Origin of the sequence: Microbacterium sp. LCT-H2, assembly GCF_001866135.1 — a bacterium.
In the GTDB taxonomy this organism is placed as follows: Bacteria; Actinomycetota; Actinomycetes; order Actinomycetales; family Microbacteriaceae; genus Microbacterium.
Genome location: NZ_MODW01000001.1, coordinates 213,281 through 237,693, shown reverse-complemented (window position 1 = coordinate 237,693; position 24,413 = coordinate 213,281). Strand labels below are relative to the sequence as shown.

At 67.7% G+C, this 24,413-nt stretch carries 26 protein-coding genes and 3 tRNA genes; 25 read left to right on the top strand and 4 right to left on the bottom strand.

Features of this window, described 5'->3' with window-relative positions:
* Positions 1-34 precede the first annotated feature (34 nt).
* Together BK819_RS01130 and BK819_RS01125 are read left to right on the top strand one after the other, a co-directional pair.
* Positions 35-964, top strand: a complete 930-nt coding sequence (locus BK819_RS01130; protein ID WP_071327547.1) for a PfkB family carbohydrate kinase — start codon at positions 35-37, stop codon at positions 962-964.
* 86 nt (positions 965-1,050) lie between these two features.
* Positions 1,051-1,135, top strand: a tRNA-Tyr gene (locus BK819_RS01125).
* 149 nt (positions 1,136-1,284) lie between these two features.
* On the opposite strand, the gene BK819_RS01120 is transcribed toward BK819_RS01125, so the two are convergent.
* A complete protein-coding gene (locus BK819_RS01120) occupies positions 1,285-2,334 on the bottom strand; it encodes a restriction endonuclease (RefSeq protein WP_071327546.1) in 1,050 nt (349 codons plus the stop codon).
* 135 nt (positions 2,335-2,469) lie between these two features.
* Here BK819_RS01120 and BK819_RS01115 point away from each other — a divergent pair, with 135 nt between their 5' ends.
* From BK819_RS01115 to BK819_RS01085, 7 genes are all read left to right on the top strand, one after another.
* The gene (locus BK819_RS01115; protein WP_071327545.1) at positions 2,470-2,961 is read left to right on the top strand and encodes an FBP domain-containing protein; all 492 of its coding nucleotides are present in this window, start codon (positions 2,470-2,472) and stop codon (positions 2,959-2,961) included.
* 45 nt (positions 2,962-3,006) lie between these two features.
* On the top strand, positions 3,007-3,807 hold the full coding sequence (locus BK819_RS01110) for an enoyl-CoA hydratase/isomerase family protein (RefSeq protein ID WP_071327544.1): 801 nt from the start codon (positions 3,007-3,009) through the stop codon (positions 3,805-3,807).
* A 115-nt stretch (positions 3,808-3,922) separates the two neighbouring features.
* The gene (locus BK819_RS01105; protein ID WP_071327543.1) at positions 3,923-4,957 is read left to right on the top strand and encodes a hypothetical protein; all 1,035 of its coding nucleotides are present in this window, start codon (positions 3,923-3,925) and stop codon (positions 4,955-4,957) included.
* On the top strand, positions 4,954-5,751 hold the full coding sequence (locus BK819_RS01100) for an inositol monophosphatase family protein (protein ID WP_071327542.1): 798 nt from the start codon (positions 4,954-4,956) through the stop codon (positions 5,749-5,751). The genes BK819_RS01105 and BK819_RS01100 overlap by 4 nt, the downstream gene beginning before the upstream one ends.
* A 239-nt stretch (positions 5,752-5,990) precedes the next feature.
* The gene (locus BK819_RS01095; protein ID WP_256209339.1) at positions 5,991-7,139 is read left to right on the top strand and encodes a M23 family metallopeptidase; all 1,149 of its coding nucleotides are present in this window, start codon (positions 5,991-5,993) and stop codon (positions 7,137-7,139) included.
* A 68-nt stretch (positions 7,140-7,207) separates the two neighbouring features.
* A tRNA-Thr gene (locus BK819_RS01090) sits at positions 7,208-7,279 on the top strand.
* Positions 7,280-7,311: 32 nt separating this feature from the next.
* A tRNA-Met gene (locus BK819_RS01085) sits at positions 7,312-7,385 on the top strand.
* Positions 7,386-7,582: 197 nt separating this feature from the next.
* On the opposite strand, the gene BK819_RS01080 is transcribed toward BK819_RS01085, so the two are convergent.
* Positions 7,583-8,128: a hypothetical protein gene (locus BK819_RS01080; protein WP_071327540.1), complete on the bottom strand. Its 546-nt coding sequence runs from the start codon at positions 8,126-8,128 to the stop codon at positions 7,583-7,585.
* A 293-nt stretch (positions 8,129-8,421) separates the two neighbouring features.
* Here BK819_RS01080 and BK819_RS01075 point away from each other — a divergent pair, with 293 nt between their 5' ends.
* The 7 genes from BK819_RS01075 to BK819_RS16695 all read left to right on the top strand — a co-directional run bounded on the left by BK819_RS01075 (position 8,422) and on the right by BK819_RS16695 (position 17,874).
* Complete coding sequence (locus BK819_RS01075) at positions 8,422-8,985, top strand: hypothetical protein (protein ID WP_143049219.1); 564 nt, start codon at positions 8,422-8,424, stop codon at positions 8,983-8,985.
* Between the two features lie 238 nt (positions 8,986-9,223).
* On the top strand, positions 9,224-11,671 hold the full coding sequence (locus BK819_RS01070; protein ID WP_071327538.1) for a class I SAM-dependent DNA methyltransferase: 2,448 nt from the start codon (positions 9,224-9,226) through the stop codon (positions 11,669-11,671).
* A complete protein-coding gene (locus BK819_RS01065) occupies positions 11,668-12,924 on the top strand; it encodes a restriction endonuclease subunit S (protein WP_143049218.1) in 1,257 nt (418 codons plus the stop codon). Before BK819_RS01070 ends, BK819_RS01065 begins: the two co-directional genes overlap by 4 nt.
* Positions 12,921-16,013, top strand: coding sequence for a type I restriction endonuclease subunit R (locus BK819_RS01060; RefSeq protein WP_071327536.1), 3,093 nt, complete (start codon positions 12,921-12,923; stop codon positions 16,011-16,013). The genes BK819_RS01065 and BK819_RS01060 overlap by 4 nt, the downstream gene beginning before the upstream one ends.
* Positions 16,000-16,722, top strand: a complete 723-nt coding sequence (locus BK819_RS01055) for a M48 family metallopeptidase (RefSeq protein ID WP_071327535.1) — start codon at positions 16,000-16,002, stop codon at positions 16,720-16,722. The genes BK819_RS01060 and BK819_RS01055 overlap by 14 nt, the downstream gene beginning before the upstream one ends.
* 339 nt (positions 16,723-17,061) lie before the next feature.
* Complete coding sequence (locus BK819_RS01050; RefSeq protein WP_143049217.1) at positions 17,062-17,541, top strand: hypothetical protein; 480 nt, start codon at positions 17,062-17,064, stop codon at positions 17,539-17,541.
* A gap of 171 nt (positions 17,542-17,712) precedes the next feature.
* On the top strand, positions 17,713-17,874 hold the full coding sequence (locus tag BK819_RS16695; protein ID WP_177173776.1) for a hypothetical protein: 162 nt from the start codon (positions 17,713-17,715) through the stop codon (positions 17,872-17,874).
* Between the two features lie 6 nt (positions 17,875-17,880).
* On the opposite strand, the gene BK819_RS01045 is transcribed toward BK819_RS16695, so the two are convergent.
* Entirely contained in the window at positions 17,881-19,548 is a 1,668-nt protein-coding gene (locus tag BK819_RS01045) for an MDR family MFS transporter (RefSeq protein ID WP_071327533.1), read from the bottom strand.
* Positions 19,548-20,159, bottom strand: coding sequence for a TetR family transcriptional regulator (locus BK819_RS01040; protein ID WP_071327532.1), 612 nt, complete (start codon positions 20,157-20,159; stop codon positions 19,548-19,550). Before BK819_RS01040 ends, BK819_RS01045 begins: the two co-directional genes overlap by 1 nt.
* 175 nt (positions 20,160-20,334) lie before the next feature.
* Between BK819_RS01040 and BK819_RS01035 the strand changes: the two genes are divergently transcribed.
* The 9 genes from BK819_RS01035 to BK819_RS00995 all read left to right on the top strand — a co-directional run bounded on the left by BK819_RS01035 (position 20,335) and on the right by BK819_RS00995 (position 24,410).
* Positions 20,335-20,769 carry an Asp23/Gls24 family envelope stress response protein gene (locus BK819_RS01035; RefSeq protein WP_256209338.1) on the top strand — a complete coding sequence of 145 codons (435 nt, stop codon included), beginning with the start codon at positions 20,335-20,337 and terminating at the stop codon, positions 20,767-20,769.
* Positions 20,766-20,957, top strand: a complete 192-nt coding sequence (locus tag BK819_RS01030; RefSeq protein ID WP_025104398.1) for a DUF2273 domain-containing protein — start codon at positions 20,766-20,768, stop codon at positions 20,955-20,957. Before BK819_RS01035 ends, BK819_RS01030 begins: the two co-directional genes overlap by 4 nt.
* Complete coding sequence (locus tag BK819_RS01025; RefSeq protein WP_071327530.1) at positions 20,954-21,295, top strand: hypothetical protein; 342 nt, start codon at positions 20,954-20,956, stop codon at positions 21,293-21,295. Before BK819_RS01030 ends, BK819_RS01025 begins: the two co-directional genes overlap by 4 nt.
* Positions 21,292-21,858 carry a hypothetical protein gene (locus BK819_RS01020; RefSeq protein ID WP_071327529.1) on the top strand — a complete coding sequence of 189 codons (567 nt, stop codon included), beginning with the start codon at positions 21,292-21,294 and terminating at the stop codon, positions 21,856-21,858. Before BK819_RS01025 ends, BK819_RS01020 begins: the two co-directional genes overlap by 4 nt.
* Positions 21,855-22,553: a hypothetical protein gene (locus BK819_RS01015; RefSeq protein ID WP_071327528.1), complete on the top strand. Its 699-nt coding sequence runs from the start codon at positions 21,855-21,857 to the stop codon at positions 22,551-22,553. The genes BK819_RS01020 and BK819_RS01015 overlap by 4 nt, the downstream gene beginning before the upstream one ends.
* 14 nt (positions 22,554-22,567) lie before the next feature.
* Positions 22,568-22,741: a CsbD family protein gene (locus BK819_RS01010; protein WP_071327527.1), complete on the top strand. Its 174-nt coding sequence runs from the start codon at positions 22,568-22,570 to the stop codon at positions 22,739-22,741.
* A gap of 117 nt (positions 22,742-22,858) precedes the next feature.
* A complete protein-coding gene (locus tag BK819_RS01005) occupies positions 22,859-23,425 on the top strand; it encodes an RNA polymerase sigma factor (protein ID WP_071327526.1) in 567 nt (188 codons plus the stop codon).
* Positions 23,422-24,024, top strand: a complete 603-nt coding sequence (locus BK819_RS01000; protein ID WP_071328045.1) for an Asp23/Gls24 family envelope stress response protein — start codon at positions 23,422-23,424, stop codon at positions 24,022-24,024. The genes BK819_RS01005 and BK819_RS01000 overlap by 4 nt, the downstream gene beginning before the upstream one ends.
* Complete coding sequence (locus BK819_RS00995) at positions 24,021-24,410, top strand: hypothetical protein (RefSeq protein WP_256209336.1); 390 nt, start codon at positions 24,021-24,023, stop codon at positions 24,408-24,410. The genes BK819_RS01000 and BK819_RS00995 overlap by 4 nt, the downstream gene beginning before the upstream one ends.
* Positions 24,411-24,413 lie beyond the last annotated feature (3 nt).

The window sequence follows — 24,413 nt, the reverse complement described above, 5'->3', positions numbered from 1 at the left end:
GCTGTGACCGGGGCGAGCGCGGTAGGGTCGGCGAGTGAGCACTGAGACTTCCCCCGGCGGCGCGGCCGTCGTCATCGGAGACGCCTTGATCGACGAGATCCGGGATGACAGCGGCGTCCGCGAGTTCGTCGGCGGGGCAGCGCTGAACGTGGCGGTCGGGCTGCGCCGGCTCGGAATCCCGACGACCCTCATCGCGATGGTGGGGGAGGACGTCGCCGGCGCGCACATCCGCGAGTACCTGGCCGATCACGGCGTGCGGCTGATCGCGAGCGCGGCCCCGCACGGGTCGTCGCGGGCGGTCGTGACCCGGGCCGCGAACGGCGAGCCGAGCTACGTCTTCAACCGCGCGGCCCAGGAGCGGACCATCCGGTACGCGGACGAGGCGAGGGCCGCTATCGGCGACGCGGACATCGTGGCCGTGAGCTGCTTCCCCTTCGACGTCCCCGAGGAGGTCGACGCCCTCGCCGCCGCAGTCGAGGGCGCGCGGCTGGCGATCGACCCGAACCCGCGCACCGGCATGCTGTCCGACCGCGAGGAGTTCGTCCGCGGCTTCGAGCGGTTGGCCGCCAGGGCGGACCTGGTGAAGGTCGGCGCCGACGACGCCGCGGTGCTGTATGACGGCGACCTCGACGCCCTGCGCGCGCGACTCCGGGGCCTTGGCGTCGCGGCGGTGCTCGCGACGGCCGGAGCGGACGGTGCCGTGCTCGAGTCGGACGCCGGGTCGGTCTCGGCCCCGATCTCGGCGCTGCCGGGTCGCGTGGTCGACACCGTGGGGGCCGGGGATGCGACGCTCGCCGCCGTCGCTGCCGGCCTGGTGGAAGGCTCCCCGAAGGCGGCCGAGGGCTGGTCCGCCCTGCTCGAGCGCGCGATGGATGTCGCTGCCGCGACCTGCCGTGCAGAGGGCGGGCTGCTGCGCACGCCGGAGTCGCTGGCCGCCGCCGACCGCGGCCTGTACGGGAGCTGATGCCTCGATTTCTCGCGCCCGCTTCCGGCAGGTATGATTGTTCTTCGTGCCCCCGGTTGGCTGTTCAAGTCGGACGGGTGCGCTCTGGCGAGTTACCCAAGTGGCCAAAGGGATCTGACTGTAAATCAGCCGTCTTCGACTTCGGGGGTTCGAATCCCTCACTCGCCACCAGTATGGGAAGGCCCGGAATCCGAGAAAACTCGGTGACTGGGCCTTCTTCGTCACGAACGCTCTCTGCGACGGTCCGCGCCGCTCGAAGGGTCGGCGGACGGCGCGACGGACGGCGCGGGCCCGCCCGCGTGCTGCTGCCGGTACCGCGGCTACTCAGCGGCGAGGAGCCAGACTCGTCTAAGCGGAAGATCGGCGCGTATCGCCTCCGGGAGGTTCTCGTAGACCCGGAGTACGGCATCGACGACGTCTGAGGACGTCCACAGCCGAACGCGGAATCGTTCCCGCTGCAAGGAATGCCGGGCCGAGGATGACACACCGTCCCACGCGACCAGCAGACCCTGCTCGGCGCCCACGTGCTGCATGGTGCCGAGCAGGTCTCTCACTACAGGGTCGGAGACCTGGCCGCCTGACTTCACCTGAGCGATGAGCTTGGGGGAGTCCATGCCGAGCAGTCCGCGCCCCGCGACGATGTCTACCCCTCCATCGGCTCCGCCCGTCGATGCCTCGCAGACGAATCCTTCCGCTTCAAGCACTGCCTGTACGAGCACGGTGAGCTGGTGGCCTTTGAAGGTTTCTGAGATGCGGGTGAGGATCTGGTCGCGCGCTTGTTCGGCGATGTCCGGTAGCGCCTCCGGCTCGTCGACGTCGTCTTCGCCCTGAGCAGAGGGGGCATTGAGGCTTGGTGCGGGTTTGTAGGGCAACTGGCCCGGATCTGTGCGGGTCCTCATCAGCGTCTCGAGCCGAGCGACAGCATGGCCACGACTCGGGGCGAACACCGTCAGCGCGCTGCCCAACGTGTAGAGGAGGTCCTGCTTGATGGATGATCTCGGGAGGTCGGTCACGGCCCAATCGACCCGGATGATGTGCCGCTTGGATGGGTCTGCCTCGTCAGCGAGGTACTCGTAGCCACCGGTCACACAGCCGATGGCAACCTCACCGGTGGTCTTCATCGGCAGGGCCATGACATCGCCGGGTTGAATGCGGCCTCGTAGTGCCCACAACTGACCGGTGTAGTTCGCGCGCCGTCCGAGGGAGTCCTCAGGGAACGTTGCGGTGACGAGTGCCTGAATGTCCGCACGGGTACTGCATGGGGTGAGGTCTGGGACCTCGGCCCAGCCGCCGCCTGCGACGTTCTCGCTGAGCGCCCATGCATCGCGCTCTCCGTACCGTCCGGTCCGAACCACCCAGGCTGCCGTCATCGTGCACCTCCATCCATGAGCATGCCACTAGTTCCGTCCGCAGCAGGCATCGACGAGTTCAGCCCGCGCGCGGGTCTCAGGCGGCCGGAGAGCGCGACCGGCCTCACCTCTGCGCCGAGTTCCTAGACTGGAGCGATGCGACCCCTCACCGAAGCCGACGTCCGGGCCTCGTTCGTGAACGCGGACGCCGACGAGCTGCGCGTCATGGAGATGCCGCACGACTTCCTCCTCGTGGACTGGGACTACCTCGACTTCTTCGCCTGGCGTGACCCGAGCGCCGGCAAGCGCGGCTACGTCCTCATCCCGCACGAGGGACGCGTGGTCGGCGTCGTGCTGCGGGCTTCGGAATCAGGGCGTGGGCGCTCGGGCATGTGCAACATCTGCCACACGATGCAGCCGGGCAACCAGGTGGCGCTGTTCGCGGCGCGACGCACGGGAGAGGCGGGGGAGCGCGGCGACTCGGTCGGCACCTACATCTGCGCCGATCTGTCCTGCCACGAGAACGTTCGCCTGGCGCATCCGCTCGCCCCGAACGAGATCCGCGCGGCGGGACAGGTCGACTACCGACTCGACGGCACCCGGCGACGGATGGAGCGGTTCGTCGCTCGCGTCTGGGACGGCTCCTGAGCGCGACTAGCCTGGAGGCATCCGCCTGTGCTCGAAGGAGAAGCCATGAGTGATGCCATCCTGTTCGCCGTCGACGAGGGGATGGCGCGGCTGACGCTCAACCGTCCGACCCGCCTCAACGCCTTCAACGCCGATCTGGCTTATGCCTGGCGGGACGCGACGGTCGAGGCGACGTCGCGCGACGACGTGCAGGCCATCCTCATCGACGCGGCGGGACCGGCGTTCTGCGCGGGTGGTGACGTGATCGACATGGCGACGACCATGGGGTCGTCCGGGGCGGAGATCACCGCGCTGGCGGAGGTCATCAACACCGGGATCCGCGCGCTCACGGAGTCGAGCGTGCCGGTGGTCGCCGCGGCGCACGGGACGACGGCCGGCGGCGGACTCGGCATCCTGCTCGCCTCGGACTACGCGGTGGTGGGCTCCCGGTCGCAGCTCGGGAGCCTGTACGCGAACATCGGCCTCACGCCCGACCTCTCGGTGTCCGCCCAGCTCGCGCGGGCCGTCGGCCAGCGCCGTGCCCTCCAGCTCGTGCTGCAGGACCGACTGCTCACCGCCGCGGAGGCCCTCGACTGGGGCCTCGTGGCCGAGGTCGTGGAGGGCGAGGACGGCAGAACGGAAGCCGACCGGGTCCGCGCGCGGGCCGAGGAGGTGGCGCGGTTCTGGCTCGCCGGGGCCGTTGACGCGTACGGGCAGGCCAAGCGTCTGGTGCGATCGCAGCCGGAGCGCACGTTCGCCGAGCAGCTGAGCGAGGAGGCCCGGTCCATCGGCGCCGCCCTGGAGACCCCGGATGCACAGGCGCGGGTCGCGGCGTTCGCGGCGGCCTCCGCGAAGAAGGCTGGCTGACTCCTCCTCCCCAGCCGCGGCGGCTCACGATCTTCCGGCCGACCTGCGGGAAGCCGGAACAAGCGACCCCGCGCGTGGCAGGATGAAGGCATCGCCGCTCGACGAGAGGATCCCCATGTCCCATCCGGACACCGCCCGGCTGCAGCCGCAGAGTGACAAGAAGAACATGTCGCTGCTCATCAGGGGCTCGCTGTGGGTCGCCATCGGCGCTCTCATCGCCGCCGCCCTGGTCTGCGTCGTGTGGGTGCTGGTCGGTGATCAGAACGGCCTCATCGGTCGCGCCTTCCTCACGATCCTCCTGCTCGCCGCCTTCGCCGGGATCGCCATCCTCGAGGCGGGCCTCGCGCCGAACCGGCCGGACTGGCTCCAGCTCGCGAGCATGGTCACCTGGGTCATCGCGCTCCTCGTCGGCCTCGTGAAGATCTGGCTTCCGGAAGACGGCCTCTACTTCGGCGCCGAGCGCTTCTTCCAGCTGCTGCTCGTGATCGGGATCCTGCAGCTCGCACTGCTCCACGTGCGGCTGTTCACCCGTGCCGCGCAGCGCCATGTCACGACCTTCACGAAGGTGATCCACATCGTGACGATCGTCTTCCTCGGCGCCCTCGTCGCCCTGCTGGTCTTCTTCCTCGCGTTCCCCAACACCTTCGACTACACCGAGCTGTACTGGCGCATCGTCGTCGCCCTCACGATCCTCGTCGCCGTCGGGACGACGCTCATCCCGCTGCTGAACGCCCTGTTCGCGCCGAAGAAGGCCCCTGCCGCCCGGCCCGTCGCCTCCGCGCCGTCCTGGCCCACCTACGCCGACGGGATCACACCCCTCCCGGTCCTCCCGGACGGGAGCCCGGACTGGAATGCGTTCTACACGGGGTATCCCTCGGCGGCTCCGCAGGCGCTCGGCCAGGCGCCCGCCGCGGCGTTCCCTGTGGCGGCACCGCCCCTCGCATCGGCGGCTCCGGTCCTGCCCGACTTCGCGGCTCCTCCCGCTCCGGGGCCCGTGCCGCCCGTGCCCGACCAGCCTGCTCCACCGCAGCCGACTCCGCCCTCGTCGGCACCGGCCCACCCGGCCCCGCCCCAGCCGGCGTCGCCCACCCAGGGCGAGCCCCCGGCCTTCCCGCCGCCGCCGCCCGCACCCTCGCACCCGGCGCCGTGACCGACGTTCTCGAGCTCCGCGCGCTCGCGGCCGAGATCGCCGAAGAGGCCGGTGCGCTCGCCCGAGCCCGACGCCGTGAGGGCGTCCGGCTCGCCGCGACCAAGTCGACCCTCGCCGACATCGTGACCGAGGCCGACCGCGAGGTGGAGGCGCTCATCCGCGAGCGACTGCGCGCGGCGCGGCCGGCGGACGGCTTCCTCGGTGAGGAGTCAGGGGCGGCCGCCGGCGACAGCGGCATCACGTGGGTGGTCGACCCCATCGACGGCACGGTGAACTACGCCTACGGCATCCCGGCGTACAACGTGAGCATCGCGGCCGTCAGCGGTCCTGCGGAGCCCGACGCCTGGGAGGCGCTGGCGGCCGCCGTGCACGCGCCCGCTGTGGGGGAGACCTTCACGGCGGCGCGCGGCCACGGTGCCTGGTCGGACGGCGTCCGGCTCGCGGTGACCGAGGCGACCGACGCCGGTGCACTCCTGGCGACCGGATTCGGCTACGACCCGGCGACCCACGACGGCGACCTCGCGACGGTCCGTCGGGTGATGCCGATCGCGCGCGACCTCCGCCGCATGGGATCGGCGGCTCTAGACCTGGCTTACGTGGCGGCGGGCCGACTGGACGGATACTTCGAACGCGGGCTCAAGCCGTGGGATCACGCGGCGGGTGCCCTGCTCGTCCAGGAAGCGGGTGGGCGCGTGAGCCGGATCGACCGGGAATCGCCGCGGCCCTTCCTGATCGCGGGTGGCGTGACCCTGCACGACCGACTCCGGGATATCCTCGATGAGGAAAAACCCTGACCGATCCATGGCTTTCACAGGAGGATCGGGGTAGTGTTTACCCGATCGTTACTTTCACCACCCGAAGGTGAGAGTTGTCATTGCGCCCCCGAGCATCACGAACGACCGAGAGACTAGTTTTGCCCTTCGAGAACCCCCAGGCTGCCGCTGCGCCCACGCGCCGGTCCAGCCGCCCTCGCACTGCGGCCTCCGAGGCCTCGGCGAGCGGGTCGACGGCACCCCTCGCTGACGCGGAGACCGTGATCGCCCTCGCTGCTGTCATCCCGCTATCCCGTCGCGCTGCGCGTCAGCGCCAGGCCGAGGTGCCCCCGATCCCGGTCGCACCCGCGGAGCCCTTCATCGCCGCGGCTGCGCCCGCCATCGCCGATGTCCCCGCGGTGCCCGTCGTCGCCGAGATCGTCGAGAAGTCCGACGACGCGGTCCCGGTCGAGGACATCGCGCCGGCGTCCGAGCCCTTCGTCGCCGAGGCCGATGCCGAGGGGGACGCGTTCGAGCGGGCTTCCCGCGCCTTCCGCACCACCGGCTCCATCCCGACCGCGTCGACGTCCCGGCGTTCGGCCTTCGCCGCGAACACCGCATCGCAGGCCGCGCCGAAGATCGACACCGCAGGCCTCGCGGCCGTCGGCCCTCGCCGCACGCGCCGCATCCGCAAGACCCTCGCCGCGGGCGCCACTGTCGGCGCGATGGGACTCGCCGGGCTCCTGGCCGTATCCATGACCCTGCCCGCGGAGGCCGTCGCGGCCGCCCAGGGCGGATCGCTCGCCTCGACGTCCCTCGTCAGTGCAGCCGCCGCCGACGCGGCAAGCTCGGCGGAGGATGAGATCCAGGCTTTCGTCGCGCCGTCCGGCGTACAGAACGAGCCGCTCTCCCGCGCCGACAACTTCAGCACGGTCTCGCTCGTCGAGGTCGCCGCCGAGCAGGGCATCAACTACTCCGGTGACATCTTCACGAACGACCCGGATGCCGCCATCCAGTGGCCGTTCCTCGTGGGCGTCGGCATGAGCTACGGCTACGGCATGCGCAGCGGGCGCCTGCACGAGGGCATCGACTTCGTCCCCGGCAACGGTGCGCCCATCCAGGCCATCGCCGACGGCACCGTCCGCATCGCGACCGAGCAGGGTGGCGCCTACGGCGTCACGGTGTACATCGACCACGTCATCGACGGGTCGGTCATCACGAGCCACTACTCGCACATGCAGTACGGCTCGCTGCAGGTCAAGGCTGGCGACACCGTCAAGGTCGGCGACATCGTGGGCAAGACCGGCAACACCGGCCGCTCCTACGGTGCGCACCTGCACTTCGAGCTCATCGTCAACGGGACGACCATCGACCCGATGCCGTGGCTCAACAAGAACGCCGGACGCACGTCGCTCACCTCGGAGGAGTGACCACCTCGATTTCATGAGGACGCCACAGGGATGGTATTCTCGTGTGGTTGCCCCGCGAGGGGCAGCACGCCCCGATAGCTCAGTGGCAGAGCACTTCCATGGTAAGGAAGGGGTCGTCAGTTCAATCCTGACTCGGGGCTCGGAGTTCGCATCTGCGATGCGGATGCCGTGCGGCAGGGTAGCTCAGTTGGTGAGAGCGCACGACTCATAATCGTGAGGTCGCGGGTTCAAGCCCCGCTCCTGCTACAGAATGAAACCCCCGGTTCTCCGGGGGTTTTGTCGTATCCGGGACGGTGGTCGGGACGACCTAGGGGAGGGCTGTGCCGGTTTTGTGCCGGGTTGGGCCAGGGGCTTGGCTACTTCGTCCTCAGCGATGCACCTGGACGTGCTTTCCATCCTGCGCCAGCCGACAAGGCGCGACGCCATGGTGGAAGGCCGGACGCTCAACCCTGGTCGAGGTTGACGCCAAGCCTGTGAGCCAGCTCATCGAGCGGTGTGCTGTCGCCTACGGCAGAGCGCCGTCGAATGAGTTTCGCGATCGCTTCCTCCTCGCGGCGGAGGTCCTCGAGCCATGCGTCGATCAGTTCGAACTCGACCGGTGCGAAGCCGAATGCGTCCACGCCGATGTGAAACTCGTGCGAGCCATGCGGGCCGAATTCATGCTCGTGCGTGTGGCCGTGGATGAGCGGAATCCCGGTGTTGCCGGGGCGGTGTGAACTGTGTCGCTCTGCGCCAGTGGTGTCGCCCGCGTAGGGGTAGTGGCATGCGAGAAGGCGCGTGCCGTGGTGGATCCCGTCGAGGATTTCCGGGAGCACAGTCCAACCGGCATCCTCGTAGAGGGGGCGGAAGCGTTCGATCATGACGGCATTCATTTCGTCGACCGAGGCGAAGGGGCGTCCGGCCAGTTCGCTGATGCGAGCGTGCCCGCAGTGGTGATCGCTCGTCACGAAGTTCACCGAGTCGAAGTTGAACGGCTCATCACTCGTCAAGTTCGTCTCCGTCCTTTCCGTTCTCGCTATGCTCGTCACCCGCATCCGCGCCGGCATTGAGCACGAGGTTGAGTTGCTGCTCCACATCTGCGGCGATGGCGGACATCCGGTCAGCGAGCTCGGCGTGACGATTTTTCCTGTCTGAAGTGCCATGACTGTTTCCTCTCAGTTGGTAAGCGGTTTGCTCACTCAGTCAGCATGGCGCGTATTACTCAGTACGTCAACCTTTTTTGTCATCTATAGTCCATATGTCTCGCTGGCCACCGGATCGGCGTGCTGAGTAAGCTGAACGGATGGACGGAGCATCAGGCGCAGAGCAGGCCTTCCCCTCTGCATGGGGAGTCGTGCCAGAGCCGGTGCGCAGCGTGTTGCAGCGCCTCCAGGAGCGAGCTGCCGCGGCCGTGGAATCGATGGACACGGCCAAGATCGGGGGAGCGGCACCGCGCAACCATGACGCGTCGTTCCTCGAGATGTCCGCCGCCTCCGAGGCCGCCGATCGGGCGACGCGTGACTACCGGAGCCTGTTCAACGCGTACACGCACAAGTTCCACCAGCCGAAGCCGCCGATCGGCGAGCTCGCGGCCGCGCAGGGCGCCATCACCCAGTCGTTCGCGAAGCGGTACACGCCGAAGACGGTCGCTGCGCTTGAGTCGCTGCTGTCTCCCGAGCCCGACCTCGATGCGCTGAAGTACGGGATCCGCGCGCTCGGCTTCGAAGATCTTCGCGGGATCACCGAGGCGCTCGACCGCGCCATGACTGCGGCGGAGGCCGATCCGAAGTTCCGCCCGTGGCTCGCGTCGACGGAGAAGGCCCGCGCGACCAGCCGTGCGATCCAGCACGAGACTGGCGCCCTGTGAGAATTTTCTTTACTCGTTCAAGGCCGGCCTCCGGCCGGCTGCGCGGTTGGGAGCGCCGCTCTGCGGTGCGTCCGGTCCTCGCTTCGCTGCGGTCCGGGCGCTCCTCGGCGACGCTCCCAACCGCGAGGCGATTCGGCTCGCCGACACGCTCAAGGCAGGCCGAGCGAGGACCGCGGCCTGCTTCGAAGGCTGACCTGGCGACATGGTGCCGGGAGATAGATGGGATGGCTGTGCTCTGATGGCGATGAAGAAGTCCGACCTCTACAGCTCGCTGTGGAGCAGCGCCGACGAGCTGCGTGGGTCGATGGATGCCAGCCAGTACAAGGACTACGTCCTCACGATGCTCTTCGTGAAGTACGTGTCCGACAAGGCGAAGGCCGATCCGTTCGCCCTCATCGAGGTTCCCGAGGACGCATCGTTCGACTACCTCATCTCGCTCAAGGGCAAGCCTGACGTCGGTGACAAGGTCAACGTCGCCATCCGCAAGCTGGCCGACGCAAATGACCTTCAGGGTGTCGTCAACAACGCCGACTTCGACGATCGGACCAAGCTCGGCTCGGGCAAGGATCTCGTCGACAAGGTCTCCAACCTCATCGCGATCTTCCAGGAGATGGACTTCACCGGGACCCGTGCCGAGGGCGACGACCTCCTCGGGGATGCGTACGAGTACCTGATGCGTCACTTCGCTACACAGGCCGGCAAGAGCAAGGGTCAGTTCTATACGCCGGCGGAGGTGTCGCGCGTCATGGCGGAACTCCTGGAAATCCCCGCGAACACGCCAAAGTCGACGACCCTGTACGACCCCACCTGCGGCTCAGGGTCGCTGCTGATCAAGGCCGCCGACGCCAGCCCGAACGGCATGACCATCTATGGCCAGGAGAACGACAACGCGACCTGGGCTCTGGCGCGGATGAACATGATCCTCCATGGCAACGAGACGCATGACATCCGGCAAGGAAACACGCTGACGAAGCCTGAGTTCACGTTCGGCGAGCAATTGAAGACCTTTGACTATCTTGTCGCCAATCCGCCGTTCTCCGTCAAGACGTGGACGAATGGTTGGGAGAAGGACTACGGCCGGTTCGACGGGTTCGCCAGCCCGCCCGACAAGAACGGCGACTACGCCTTCCTGCTGCACATGGTGAAGTCGCTCAAATCCACTGCCCGTGGCGTCACCGTCATGCCCCACGGCGTGCTTTTCCGAGGCAACGCCGAGGCGACGATTCGCAGGACCCTCATCAAGCGCGGCTATATCAAGGCGATCATCGGCCTACCCGCGAACCTCTTCTATGGCACCGGCATCCCCGCCTGCCTCATCGTGGTCGACAAGAAGGATGCCGCCAACCGCACCGGCATCTTCATGATCGACGCGTCCAAGGCGTTCGAGAAGGACGGTGCGAAGAATCGCCTGCGCCCTCGCGACATGCACAAGATCGTTGACGCCTACGTGCGCCAGGCGGACATCGCCCGATACTCCCGCTTCGTGCCGAACAGCGAGATCGAAGACCCGAAGAACGACTTCAACCTCAACATCCCGCGCTACATCGACTCCTCAGAGCCGGAGGACATCCAGGACTTGCGTGCCCACCTCCAGGGCGGGATCCCCGACCGCGATCTCGATGACCTTGAGCTCTACTGGGACGCCTTCCCGGGCCTGCGCGAGGAACTCTTCAAGCCCCTGCGCGAGGGCTACTCGGAACTGATCGACAGCACGACCGACATCGAGTCGACCGTGCTGGGCTCCAAGCAATACCCAACCATCAATGCAGGGACCTCCGGCCAGGTCGATGACTGGTGGCAGGCCAGCCGTGCGGCGCTCGAAGGCATCGATGGCACGACGCGGTCGAACGACCTCGCCACCGAGCTGGGCGAGTCGCTGCTCGAGGCGTTCCGCTCGCACCGCTTACTCGATGAGTACGCCGTCTACGAGCAACTTATGGGCTATTGGAACACCTCGATGCACGACGACGTCGCCCTCATCGTCGGCGAAGGCTGGGATGCCGCGGCCAAGCCCCGCGCCGCGCGCACTTGGAAGGACAAGAACAACAAGACCAAGTACGAGGACGCCCACCTGACCTTGGGCACCGGCGCCAACGCCAAGCGCTGGGTCATGGACCTCATCCCGCCAAGCCTGATCGTCGCCCGCTACTTCGCCGCCGAGCAGGCGATGGTGGACAGGCTCACCGCGGACCTCGAAGCTGCCGCCCAGGCTATCGAGGAGTATACCGAGGAGCACGCCGTCGAAGACGGCCTGCTGTGGGAAGCCGTCGAGGACGACAAAATCAGCGCCGCCACGGTGAAGAAGCGCCTTCGCGTCGCGAAGGTGGAGAAGGCCGAGGCCGAAGAGATCGCGGCACTGAACCACATCACGAAGCTCTACGCCGCAGCGACCACCACCAAGAAGGCCGTCAAGGACGCCGTGGCCAAGCTCGACGAGAAGGCCCTCGCCCAGTACGGCAAGCTCACCACCGACGACATCAAGTCCCTGGTCATCGACGACAAGTGGGGCGCCACTATCGCGGCCGGGATTGCGGGTGAACTGGCGGCTGCCGTGCGGCGGTTCACAACCCGCCTGCGCGTCCTCGCCGGCCGCTACGAGGCGACCGTTGGTGATCTCGACGCTGCGATCGAGGCGCTCAGCGCCAACGTGAGTGAGCACCTCGCCTCGATGGGGGTCATGAATTGACGAGCGATAGCGAAGTAACCCTTGGCGAGATCGTGCGGCTCACAGGAGGCGTGATTCAGACTGGGCCGTTCGGTAGCCAGTTGCACGCGAGCGACTACCAGAGCATGGGCACCCCTGTCGTGATGCCGACAAACCTCGGGGACAACGTGATTCGAGAAGCGGGAATCGCGCGGATCGGTGATCACGACGTACGGCGGCTGGCCCGGCACAAACTCCGCGAGGGGGACGTAATTTTCAGCCGGCGAGGTGATGTCGGTCGGCGTTCGATCGTCCGGGCAGAGAACTCCGGATGGCTGTGTGGAACTGGTTGCCTCGCCGTGAAGTTTGGGCCGAACCGTGCCGACGTGAACCCCAAGTACGTGTCTCTCCTCATCGGGACACCGAGAGTGCAGACATGGCTCTTCGACAACGCGGTCGGCGGCACCATGCTCAACCTGAACACGTCAATCCTGAGCGCGCTGCCGCTGAGCCTTCCGCACCGAAACGAGCAGGATGCTGCAGTCAAAGCGCTTGAAGGTGCTTTCGCGCAGGAGTCTGCGCTGGAGCGGCTGATCGCGAAGAAGCGGGACATCAAACAGGGGTTGATGCAGGAACTCTTGACCGGCCGCACCCGCCTCCCCGGTTTTACGAGCGACTGGACGACGCTGAAGGTGGCGAGCGTCTCGCACCTGAAGGCTCGGATCGGTTGGCAGGGGCTGACGACTGAGGAGTACCGCGCATCGGGCACTCACCGACTTGTCGGCGGCACGGACTTCGCTGATGGCCGCATCAACTGGAACACGACGCCGTACGTCGATAAGTGGCGCTATGACCAGGATCCGAATATCCAGTTGCGGGCTGGGGACGTGCTCATCACGAAGGACGGAACGATCGGAAAGATCGCTCTCATCGACCGCCTTCCTGGGCCGACCACGCTCAACAGTGGCGTGTTCGTTCTCCGGCCGAAGCAGGGCGCCTACGACTCGGCGTTGCTCTTCTGCATGCTCCGGTCGCGTGCATTCGATGAGTTCGTTGCGGGGCTAAGCGCAGGCTCGACGATCAACCACCTATACCAGAAGGATCTGGTGACGCTCGAGTTTCGAGTGCCAGTTCGCATTGAGGAGCAGGCGGCGATCGCCGCTGTCATTCTCGACGTGGATGCGGAGCTCGCGGCGCTGGATCGTCGTCTGGTGTCCGCACGGAACATCAAGCAGGGCATGATGCAGGAGTTGCTGAGCGGGCGGACGCGGCTGGTGCCGGAGGTCGCAGCGTGAACGCCGTTGGTCAGATCGAACGGAAGACGCAGAATCGCGTCGTCAAGCTATTCCGTGAACAGCTCGGCTACGCCTACGGCGGCAACCGCAAGGATCAGGACAACTCGAACATCGACGAAGCACGGTTGCGCGCCAATCTCGCCAGTCGGGGGTACGACGAGGAGATCCGAAACCGCGCTGTCTCCCAGCTCCTAACAGCGGCGTCGCTCGGCGCGGGGCAGAAGCTGTACGACGGGAACCGCAGCTTCTACAAACTTCTCCGCTACGGCGTGAAGGCCAAGCGCGACGTTGGTGAGGTCACGGAGACTGTCTGGCCGATCGACTGGGCGAACCCGCTGGCCAACGACTTTGTCGTCGCGGAGGAAGTCACGATCAAGGGTGAGCACATCAAGCGCCCCGACATCGTGCTCTACGTCAACGGGATCGCCCTCGGCGTCGTCGAACTGAAGCGCTCCTTCGTCAGCGTCAGCGAAGGCATCCGGCAGAACATCGGCAACCAGAACCAGCACTTCGTCCGCCAGTTCTTCACCACCGTCCAGCTCCTGTTCGCAGGTAACGATGTCGAGGGTCTTCGGTACGGCGTGATCGAGACGCCCGAGAAGTACTGGCTGGAATGGAAAGAGCCTGGCGATGAGCCGAGCCCGCTGGATCGCTCACTGCTTCAGATGTGCTCGAAGGGGCGGCTCCTCGAAATCATCCACGACTTCATCGTCTTCGACGCAGGGGTGAAGAAGACCGCCCGTCACAATCAATTCTTCGGCGTCAAGGCCGTTCAGGAGCGGGTTGCCGACCGCGAGGGCGGCATCATCTGGCATACCCAGGGCTCAGGGAAGAGCCTCACGATGGTGTGGCTGGCGAAGTGGATTCGCGAGCACCAGGACGACGCCCGTGTGCTCATCATCACCGACCGCACCGAACTCGACGAACAGATCGAGAAGGTCTTCGGGGGCGTCAACGAGAAGATCTACCGCACCACCTCAGGCGCGGACCTCATCGGCCAGCTCAACCAGGCCCACCCCTGGCTTATCTGCTCACTCGTGCACAAGTTCCGGGGTTCCGACGACGAAGCCGTGGTCGATAAGGACAGCGACACGTTCCTCGCCGACCTCCACGCGAAGATCCCCGCAGGCTTCGCCGCGAAGGGGAACCTCTTTGTCTTCGTCGACGAAGCCCACCGCACCCAGAGCGGCAAGATGCACCGCGCCATGAAGCAGCTCCTGCCCGACGCCATGTTCATCGGCTTCACCGGCACGCCGCTGCTGAAGGCCGACACGGCGACGAGCATCGAGACGTTCGGCTCGTTCATCCACACCTACAAGTTCGACGAGGCCGTCCGCGACGGTGTCGTGCTTGACCTGCGCTACGAGGCGCGCAACATCGAGCAGGAGCTGAAGGGCTCCAAGCAGGTCGACACCTGGTTCGACACCAAGACCAAGGGCCTCACCGATCTGTCGAAGGCACGCCTGAAGCGGAAGTGGGGGACCATGCAGAAGGTCTTCTCCGCCAAGGCGCGTGCTGAGATGATCGTCCAGGACGTCCTGCTCGACTTCGCCACCCAGCCGCGCCTGGTCTCGGGACGCGGCAACGCGATGCTCGTTGGCGACAGCGTGTACCAGGCGTGCAAGTTCTACGAGCTGTTCTCGCAAGCCGGATTCAAGGGCAAGTGCGCGATCGTTTCCAGCTACGTCCCCAACGCCACCGCGATCTCCAAGGAGGACGCCGGCGAGGGCGACACAGAACAACTGCGCAAGTACGAAATCTACCGCAAGATGCTCGCCGACTATTTCGGCGTGCCCGCCGATGAGGCGGTCGGACGGATCGAGGAGTTCGAGAAGGACGTCAAGAAGCGCTTCATTGACGAACCCGGCCAGATGCAGCTGCTCATCGTTGTCGACAAGCTGCTGACCGGCTTCGACGCACCGAGCGCCACGTACCTCTACATCGACAAGAAGATGCAGGACCACGGCCTGTTCCAGGCCATCTGTCGCGTCAACCGTCTCGACGGCGACGACAAGACCTACGGCTACGTCATTGACTACCGGGATCTGTTTCAGTCGCTCGACAAGGCGATTACTGACTACACCTCAGGTGCGTTCGAGGACTACGCCAAGGAGGACGTCGAAGGGCTCCTCAAGGACCGCATTGAGCAGGCCCGGGCCGACCTCGACGAGGCGTTGGAGAAGATCCGCGCGCTATGCGAGCCGGTGAAGCCACCGAAGGGAACCCTGGAGTACCAGCACTACTTCGTCTCGTCCGAGCCAGGCGACGCCGAACAAATCAAGGCCAACGAACCCAAGCGCGTCGAGCTGTATAAGGACGTCGCACGGCTCGTCCGGGCGTTCGGGGCGCTCGCTAATGAGATGGACGTCGCTGGTTACGCGCCTGCCGAGGCCAAGTCGATCAAGGACGAAGTGGCCCACTACGTTGCCGTCCGCAACGAGGTCGAAGTCGGCGCGGGGGAGAACATTGACGTGAAGCAGTTCGAGGCGGGGATGCGCGCTCTCCTCGATACCTATATCCAGGCCGACCCGGCCGAGAACGTCGCCACCCTCGACCAGGGCCTTGTCCACCTCATCGTCGAGAAGGGGGCTGGCGCACTCGACAGCCTGCCCGACGGCATAAAGAAAAACCCCGAGGCTGCGGCCGAGACGATCATCAACAACGTCCGCCGCACCATCGTCGACGAACGGGCGATGAACCCGAAGTACTACGACAGCATGTCCAAGCTGCTTGATGACCTCATCGACCAGCAAAAGCAGGACGCCGCCGTCTACGCCGACTACCTCAATGGTCTTGTCGCGCTCGCGGCGCAGGTCGGGACTGGAGTGCCCACCGGGGCGTATCCCGGGTGGGCATCCACACCCGGACGTCGCGCCCTCGTTGACTTCGTCTGGCCGGCAGGCACCGTGATCGAGATCGAGAGCGTGTTCCACACCGTGCAGCAGCAGAAGGAGCACGACTGGGTATCGCACCCTATGAAGCGAAAGGCACTCGCTCGCGCGCTCCACGACGCGCTCCCCGCCGGGTTCCCGCCCGCAACGATCGACGACCTGCTCAACCTTCTCGAGAAGCACAATGAGTTCCGGTAGCGCGTACCTGACAGTTGCCGGGCTTGGCGTTGACGTGGTGTACAAGGACATCAAGAACATGCACATCTCGGTCTACCCCCCGGTGGGCCGAGTGAGAGTCGCTGCGCCTGAAAGCACAGGCGAAGATACGATCCGCCTCGCGATCGTGCAGCGACTCCCTTGGATCAAGCGTCAGCGTGAGGGCCTGCAACGGGCCGAGCGCCAGTCCACCCGCGAGATGGAGTCAGGCGAGACCCACTACGTGTGGGGACAGCGGTACCGCCTCGACGTTTCTCGGACATCCGGCAACCATCATGTCGAGGTCAAGGGGCAGACGCTCTGGGTAGTCACGCCCGAAGGATCGGACGCCGACGAGAAGCGAGCGACGCTTGACCGCTGGTACCGCCGCGAAGTGAAGGCTGCCGTCCCGACACTGCTCGACAAATGGCAGCCGGTCGTCGGCGCCGAAGTGGAGAAGATCGTCGTGCGCCGTATGAAGACCAAGTGGGGCACGTGCGTCGCGGGCTCGAGGACGATCTGGCTAAACCCGGAGCTGGCAAAGAAGAACCCGCGGTGCCTCGAGTACATCGTCGTCCACGAGCTGATTCATCTCCACGAGCGAACCCACAACGAACGCTTCATCGCGCTCATGGACGAGTTCCTCCCTGACTGGCGCGCTCGACGCGACGAGCTGAACGGCGCTCCACTCGCCGAGGAGGACTGGGAGTGAAGTGAGCCCACGCCGCCGCGTGCCGGTACCGTGCCGGGCGCTCGGCTGAAGTCGTGCACTACCAGCTTTGACCAACGAGTGCATGATCCGCGGAATTATGCGGCAATCGAGGACTAAGGGACACTCGTTGGTCAGGATCGGACTCATAATCGTGAGGTCGCGGGTTCAAGCCCCGCTCCAGCTACAGAATGAAACCCCCGGAACCTTCCGGGGGTTTTGTCGTCTCCGACCTCCGTGCCGGGATACCGTCCTCACCCTGCGCGGAGCGTCCTAGAGTGTGTGACGCGTCGGCCCCACAGTCGGCTCCGAGATGGCGGGCATCGAGGGACGAGGTCTGCCGTGTCTGCACCCGATCGCCGTACGAGCATCGTGTTCCGGGACGCCCGCCGAGCCCTGGAGGAAGCCGTCGCGGACGGGCGCGGTCATTGCCTCGGGCTCGAGACGCTCGCGCCGCAGGAGTCCTGGGACGTGCTGGTCGCCGAAGGCTACGGGCGCGCGTTGCTGACCGGCGCCCTCGCCGGGGCGCTCGGCGGGCTGCTGCGGCACGGCGTGACCGTCGCCGACGTGCTGAGCTGTCCTGCTGTCCCTCTCGGGGTCGAACTCGGGCCGACCGCCCTTCGACTCGTCAGGGGATGGCTCGCGGACGGTGTGGCCGAGATGGACGATGCCGCCGTATCCCGGACGACGGTGGCCGGCGTGGCCGACGATCTCATCGGTGCCTCCGACGCGGCCCTGGCCGTCGGCGATGCCCACCGGGTGGCCGTGCTGGTGTTCGCGATCGCGGCGGTCGGCACCCACGCCGTCTGGCGTGCGGCGTGACGCGCGCTGTAGCGCCGACCGCGGACGACGATCATCCGCACGAGACCTCGGTCGGCCGGTTCCGTAGCCGCCGGTCGGGCGCCGGGCCTCGACACGCCTTGTCAACCCCCTCGGTCCCGGTAGCCGGCCCGCCCAGACTGGCCGTCCGGATCCCCAACGTCAGGAGGCGCCATGTCCGACACGTCGAACAGCCAGGACGACCAGGAGGAGATCGAGGCCATCGGCGTCGACCCCGACTTCGTCACCACCGATCACGACCCCGAGCCCGACGAGCTTCCGGCGACGGGCGGCGGGGAGGACGACGACGACATCGACGTCGCCGACCTCCCCTAGCGCGGGCTACCTGCCTGTGGGCGCCGAGCCGGTCTCTCCCGGCTCGGCGTCCGTGCGTCCGGCATCGACGCGCCCGGCCGTGCGGAGCTCCGCCTCCAGACGCTCCGCCTCCTCGCCGCTGATCGCCTCACCGCGGGCCACGAGTCCGGCCTGATCCGACAGCGGGATCTGCTTGAGGAACAGCGACAGGATGAGCGCGAGGGCGATGAAGGGCACGAGGTACCAGAACACCGGGGCGAGGGCATCCGCGTAGGCGGTGACGATGCCGTCGCGCACCTCGTCCGGGAGGCTGTTCAACGTGGCGGGGTCGATCGTGGATGCGGCCTCGGACGCGGCCTCCGGGGATGCCCCGGCGCCGGCGAACACACCGAGGAGGTTCTCGGTCAGCCGCGTCGTGAAGATCGTGCCGAACACCGCGGTCCCCAGCGAGGCACCGACCTCGCGGAAGTAGTTGTTCGTGCTCGTGGCGGTGCCGATCTCGCCCGCCGGGACGGCGTTCTGCACGACGAGTACGACGACCTGCATGATGAGGCCGAGCCCGGCGCCGAAGACGAACAGGAACGCGCAGATCAGCCAGATCGGCGTTTCCGCCGACAGGGTGGTCATGGCGACCATCGCGATGCCGGTGATGATGGTGCCGAGGACCGGGTAGATCTTGTACTTCCCGGTCTTCGAGATCGCGATGCCGGAGAAGATCGAGGTCCCCATCAGGCCCACCATCATTGGGATCATCAGCAGCCCGGACGCGGCGGCGGATGTGCCGGACGACATCTGCAGGAACGTCGGGACGAAGCCGATCGCCGCGAACATGCCGATGCCGAGGACGAGGCCGATGGCGGTGGCGTTGACGAAGATCGGGTTGCGGAAGAGGCTGAGCGGGATGATCGGGTCCTGCACGCGCGACTCGGTGATGACGAACGCCGTCGCCGACGCCACGAGGCCGGCGCCCCAGGCCCAGGTCGCGAGGGAATCCCAGCCAAACGCGGCGTCGCCGCCGAAGTCGGTGAAGAAGATGAGGCAGGTCGTGGCGGCGGACAGGAAGAGCACGCCGAGGACGTCGATCGGCTTCTCCGCCTTCTTGCTGGGGAGCTTCAGGGCCACGAGGGCGATGAGGAACGCGGCGATGCCGACCGGGATGTTGATGTAGAACGCCCACTGCCAGGTCATGTGGTCGACGAAGAAGCCGCCGAGGAGCGGTCCGGCGACCGCGGAGAGGCCGAACACCGCACCGAGCGGGCCCATGTACTTGCCGCGCTCGTTGGCCGGCACGATGTCGGCGATGATCGCCTGCGAGAGGATCATGAGTCCGCCGCCGCCGAGACCCTGGAGGGCGCGGAAGACGACGAACATCCAGAAGTCCGTCGCGAACGCGCAGCCGACTGATGCGAGCGTGAACAGGGCGATCGCGACGAGGAAGAGCGACCGCCTGCCCAGCACGTCGCCGAACTTGCCGTAGATGGGCATGACGATGGTGGTGGCGAGCAGGTACGCGGTGGTGATCCAGACCTGATGGTCGACACCGCCGAGCTGGCCGACGATGGTGGGCATCGCCGTCGACACGATGGTCTGGTCGAGGCTCGCGAGCAGCATGCCCGCGATCAGGGCGCTGAAGATGATCCAGATGCGGCGCTTCGTGAGGAGGAAGGGCGCATCCGCGGTGGCGGTGGCGGACATCAGTGGTCTTTCTCTGAAGAGGCGTAGAGGTCGCGCGCGAGGCGCAGCCGGCGGGTGATGAGGTCGGCGAACGGTTCGGTGGAGTGGTGGTGCAGCAGTTGCTCCATGCACAGGCGCACGAGCGCGCCGACGGAGTGGACGAGCACCTCCGCGCGCAGCTCCGCGTCGGGCCCCGTGTCGATGCGGCGGGCGACGAGGGCGATGTCGCGCCGCTCGTGCTTCTCCTGCTGCTCGAACGCCGCGCGCAGCAGTCGCGGCTCCTGTTCGATGACGGCGAACAGTTCCGCGGCGTGCTCGATGGGGTCGAAGAGGGCGAAGCGCTCGACGGTGAGCTGCACGAAGTCGTCCAGGAGATCGCCGTCGCGCTCGAGGAAGACCGCTTCGAGCTCCTCCTGGCGGGAGTCGATGACGGCGAACCCGAAGACGGCGTTCTCCTTGCTCTCGAAGTAGTTGAAGAACGTGCGCCGGGAGACGCCGGCGTCGGCGCACAGCTCCTCGACCGTGAAGCCGGCGAAGCCCCGCTCGGTGGTCAGGCGGCGCGCGGCCTCGGTGAGGGCGCGCGTGGTCCGCCGCTTGCGCTGTTCGCGGGTGGATTCTGCACTGTTATCCATAAAGTGCAACTTTGCACTCTTAACCTTAGAGTGCACTGAGAGTCGCCGCCGAAAGGCGAACCGAAAATCGTTCGGAGAAGTTTGTGACATTCTGTGCTCCCCGACCGTCTTAGTGGTGTCGTGAGAACACGGCCCGCGCGGGAATCGCGTGGTCACACGGATGAAGGAGCTCGAGATGGCGAACGTGACTGGGGGCACCCAGCCCAAGGCTCAGGTCGTTCCGACGTCGCAGGGGGCGGCGGGGAAGACCACGATCGAGGATGCGGTGGTCGCGAAGATCGCCGGCATCGCGGCGCGGGAGGTCGACGGCGTCTACGCACTCGGCGGTGGCGCCGCACGCATGATGGGCGCGATCCGCGACGCCCTCAACACGACCGACCTCGCGCAGGGGATCAGCGTCGAGGTCGGCGAGACGCAGGTGGCCGTCGACGTGACGATCGTGGCGGAGTACCCGGTGTCCCTGCAGAAGGTGGCCGACCAGGTGCGGGCCGCGATCCACCGGGCCATGGTGGAGCTGGTGGGCATGGAGGTCGCCGAGGTGAACGTGACCGTCAATGACGTGCACATCCCGTCCGACGACGACGAGGCACCGGAGGCGCGAGTCCAGTGAACGCCTCGGTGATCGGCGGAGCTGCGGCCACGGTGCTCGCGCTGACCTGGATCGTCTGGGGGTTCTGGGCGTTCCTGCTCGTCACCCTCGCGATGCTCGTCGGCGCCGTCGTCGGCCGCATCGTCGACGGTCGCCTGGACGTGCGGGCGCTCGCCGACGTGGTGCGCGGGCGGCGATCGTCCTCATGAGCGTCATGCAGACGGACGGGCCGACGACCGTGGCGGGGGCCACGGTCGTCGAGGCCCGGGCGCTGCACCGGCTCGCGGCCGGAATCGTCCGGGATGCCACGCGGGTCGGCGCCGGAGACGTGAGCGTGCAGCTCGCGGACCGCCGCGGCGACCTGAGGGTGTCCGTGGAGGTTCCGGTCGTGCTGACTCGTCAGGGCACCGACCCCGTGAGCGCACGGGCGGACGCCGTCCGCGACGCCGTGGTGCAGGGAATGCGCGACCTGGCAGGGCGACGCGTGGGAGCGGTGGATGTGCGCTTCCGCGGCCTCCGACGGGAGATGCAGAGGAGAGTGAGATGACGGCGAACACAGCGACGGCGCGGCGGCTGCTGCGTCGAGAGGCGAGGGCGACCCGCCGGGGCCCGGCTATCGCGCTCGCCGTGGTGCTGACGGTGCTCCTCCTCGTTCTCCTGGGCGGCACAGTCGGCTGGTCCCTCGACGAGGGGTTCCGCACGCAGGTGCGGGCGTGGTTCGCATCCGTCGCCGCGATCGCGCACACGGCGCCGGCGCTGCTCACGGCGGGCGCCGTGCTCGTCGCGCTCGCCCTGCTCCTGCTCGGAGCAGCGGTGCTGCCCGGTCGTCGTGCCCGCCGCACGCGTCTCGACGCGCGGGCGGCGCTCGTGATCGACGACGGCGTGCTCGCCGACGCCGTCGCGGACGGCGTCGCACGCCGGATCGGCGTGCCACGCGGACAGACGAGCGTGACCGTGGGGCGTCGCACGGTGCTGATCCGGGTCACGCCGACGAGCGGTGTGCCGGTGGATCCGGCTGCCGCGGAGGACGCGGCGGGGCGCGTTCTGGACGAGGCCGGGTTCCGGCTCTCGCCGCGGGTGCAGGTGGCACCGGAAGGGGTGATCGCATGACGTCGGCAGGGACCGTCGCGAACCGGATCGTCCTCGTCGGAGGAGCCGCGATGCTCCTGGCCGGGGGCGTCGTCCTCCTCGCTGCGGGACTGCGGGGCGCGGGGGCGCTTCCGGCCCCCGCCGAGGATGTGCTCGCCCAGGCCGACGGTGTCGTGGCGTGGTCGGGGGCCTGGGGTCTCGAGATCCCGGGCGCCGGCTTCGTGCCGCTGTGGGCGCTCGCGGGGCTCGCCGCCGCGGTGCTGCTCGTCGTCCTCCTCCTCGCGTTCCTGCTCACCCGCAGGCCGCGGCGGGAGCGCACCCTTCTCCGGCTCGCCGGTGAGGGTGGCACCACCACCGTCGACCGGAGTGTGGCAGAGCAGCTGCTCGCAAGCCCCCTCGCCGATCGAGCGGACGTGCTGGCCGCCCGGGTGACGAGCCGGAAGGTCGGTCGCGACATCGCCCTCGGTCTCGTGGTGACGCCGCGCCCCGGCGCGGCCCTGGGGCAGGTGCTCGCCGCCGCCGACGCCGTCGTGCAGGAGTGGGACGCCGTCACGGGGACGCGGATGCCGCTCGTCGTGCACATCGCCGACCGCGGGTGGCGAGAGCTCTTCCGGTCGCGGCAGCGGATGCGCCGCTCGCTCGCGGCCACGCAGACGACGGCACCGCACGAGCGGAAGGCCGCACGGACGTCGACCCCGACCGTCGGGGTCGTGTGAGGAAAGGAGGCGCCATGAGCGCGGAGGACAAGATCAAGGCCGCAGCCGAGAAGCTGGCCGGCAAGGCCAAGGAGGTCGTCGGCGAGGTCACCAACAACGACAAGCTCGTCGCCGAGGGCAAGGCCGAGCAGGCCAAGGGCGACGTCAGGAACGCGGCCGAGGATGTCAAGGACACGTTCACCAAGTGACGGAAGGGGAGGAGACGCCCGGAGGGGCGTCTCCTCCGCCCGCGCGCGTCGGGTCGTCTCGATCCGATCCGGCGTGGGCTCCGAACGGCTGGTGAACCGTGAACGAGGGGTGGGGGAATGGCAGCCGATCGCTGGGGCGAGGCGCTGGAGCAGGCCGGGGACCGCATCGTCGCCGGTCGTGCGATGGATGGGGACGTCGCCGCGTTCGCGGTGCTCGTACGCAGGTACACCCCGATGATGAGGGCGTACACGCAGCGGATGCTCAACGCGTCGGCGGAGGTCGACGACATCGTGCAGGACGCGTTCGTGACCGCATGGCAGCGGTTCGGCGAGCTGGAGGATCCGGCGAAGGTCAAGAGCTGGCTCATGCGGATCGTGAGTCGCAAGGCGGTGGATTTCCTGCGCCGTACGCGGCCCGCCCTCGACGTGGACGAGCTCGATCGTCCGGCACCGCCGCAGACCACGCCTGATGCGGTCGTCGAGGCGCGAGCGGGCGTGGCGGCCCTCGGTGCCGCTCTGCGTGAGCTCCCGGAGGCCCAGCGCGAGTGCTGGGTGCTGCGCGAACTCGGCGGCTACAGCTACGACGAGATCGCCGAGGAGCTCGGCATCCCCGTCAGCACGGTGCGCGGACTGCTGTCCCGCGCGAGACGATTCCTGATCACACGGATGGAGGGGTGGCGATGACCGAGCACCACGAGGACGACCGGCTGCGCCGCCTCGGCCTGGAGCCCGCCGACCTGGACGGGTACACGATCGACGACCTCAGCGACTACCTGGAGGCCGGACGCACCCCGAGAAACCCTGCGATCGAGGAGTCTCCGGGGTGCCAGCTCGCCCTCGACGCCCTGGAGAGACTGCGGGGTCTCGGGACCGCGCTGATGGACGAGGAAGCGGCGTCCGCACCGCCCGCGGACGAGAGCTGGGTGGACCGGATCCTCAGCGGCATCGCGATGGACGCCCAGGCGGGACGCCGCATCCCCTTCGCCGACGACGATCCGGACGTGGACCTGGCCATCACCGAGGGCGCTGTCCGCGGACTGATCCGTGCCGCTGAGGAGGCTGTGCCCGGCGTGCTGGTCGGCCGGTGCCGGCTGGACGGCGACGTCACCGAGCCCGGAGCGCCCGTACGCGTGGCGATCGACGTGAGCGTGCGCCTCGGCGACCCGCTCCGCCGCGTCGCCGACCGCCTGCGCGCAGAGGTGGAGGACCGGCTGCGCCGTCATACCGACCTGCAGGTCGCGGCGATCGATGTCGCGATCACCGACGTCAGGGAGGGGGCATGATGACCGGCACCGAGCTGTCGAAGGAGGAGCGCGCGGGTCTCGCGCTCCGGATCGAGGCGGCGCTGCGCGCCTGCTCCGGGGTGCGCGGCGTGTACCGATCGGGGTCCCTCGTCTCCCACCTCCTGCGTGCGGGCGCATCGGTGTGGGGGAACGAGCGCGGAGCGGAACCGATCGTGGCCGTCGCCGCCGGAGCGGACGGTGTGGCGGTGGAGGCGGCGATCGGCGTCGACGGGCGGGTGCGCAGCGTCGCGACGCTGCGGCATGCCCGTGACGCCGTGGACGCGGTGCTGCGAGCCGAGGGCCTGCGCCGCGGCAGCATCACGCTCACCGTCGCCTACGTGCAGAGCGCCGTGGAGCCGGCGCCGGGGGAGCGCCGCCGTCGGTGACGG

Excerpts from the sequence above, each read along its gene's own strand:
- BK819_RS01045 (WP_071327533.1), bottom strand. The coding sequence starts at position 19,548 with ATGTCCGCCACCGCCACCGCGGATGCGCCCTTCCTCCTCACGAAGCGC.
- BK819_RS01020 (WP_071327529.1), top strand. The coding sequence starts at position 21,292 with ATGACGGCGAACACAGCGACGGCGCGGCGGCTGCTGCGTCGAGAGGCG.
- BK819_RS01105 (WP_071327543.1), top strand. The coding sequence starts at position 3,923 with ATGTCCCATCCGGACACCGCCCGGCTGCAGCCGCAGAGTGACAAGAAG.
- BK819_RS01070 (WP_071327538.1), top strand. The coding sequence starts at position 9,224 with ATGGCGATGAAGAAGTCCGACCTCTACAGCTCGCTGTGGAGCAGCGCC.
- BK819_RS01075 (WP_143049219.1), top strand. The coding sequence starts at position 8,422 with ATGGACGGAGCATCAGGCGCAGAGCAGGCCTTCCCCTCTGCATGGGGA.
- BK819_RS01010 (WP_071327527.1), top strand. The coding sequence starts at position 22,568 with ATGAGCGCGGAGGACAAGATCAAGGCCGCAGCCGAGAAGCTGGCCGGC.
- BK819_RS01015 (WP_071327528.1), top strand. The coding sequence starts at position 21,855 with ATGACGTCGGCAGGGACCGTCGCGAACCGGATCGTCCTCGTCGGAGGA.
- BK819_RS01110 (WP_071327544.1), top strand. The coding sequence starts at position 3,007 with ATGAGTGATGCCATCCTGTTCGCCGTCGACGAGGGGATGGCGCGGCTG.
- BK819_RS01000 (WP_071328045.1), top strand. The coding sequence starts at position 23,422 with ATGACCGAGCACCACGAGGACGACCGGCTGCGCCGCCTCGGCCTGGAG.
- BK819_RS01040 (WP_071327532.1), bottom strand. The coding sequence starts at position 20,159 with ATGGATAACAGTGCAGAATCCACCCGCGAACAGCGCAAGCGGCGGACC.
- BK819_RS16695 (WP_177173776.1), top strand. The coding sequence starts at position 17,713 with ATGTCCGACACGTCGAACAGCCAGGACGACCAGGAGGAGATCGAGGCC.
- BK819_RS01055 (WP_071327535.1), top strand. The coding sequence starts at position 16,000 with ATGAGTTCCGGTAGCGCGTACCTGACAGTTGCCGGGCTTGGCGTTGAC.
- BK819_RS01115 (WP_071327545.1), top strand. The coding sequence starts at position 2,470 with ATGCGACCCCTCACCGAAGCCGACGTCCGGGCCTCGTTCGTGAACGCG.
- BK819_RS01035 (WP_256209338.1), top strand. The coding sequence starts at position 20,335 with ATGGCGAACGTGACTGGGGGCACCCAGCCCAAGGCTCAGGTCGTTCCG.
- BK819_RS00995 (WP_256209336.1), top strand. The coding sequence starts at position 24,021 with ATGATGACCGGCACCGAGCTGTCGAAGGAGGAGCGCGCGGGTCTCGCG.
- BK819_RS01120 (WP_071327546.1), bottom strand. The coding sequence starts at position 2,334 with ATGACGGCAGCCTGGGTGGTTCGGACCGGACGGTACGGAGAGCGCGAT.
- BK819_RS01005 (WP_071327526.1), top strand. The coding sequence starts at position 22,859 with ATGGCAGCCGATCGCTGGGGCGAGGCGCTGGAGCAGGCCGGGGACCGC.
- BK819_RS01025 (WP_071327530.1), top strand. The coding sequence starts at position 20,954 with ATGAGCGTCATGCAGACGGACGGGCCGACGACCGTGGCGGGGGCCACG.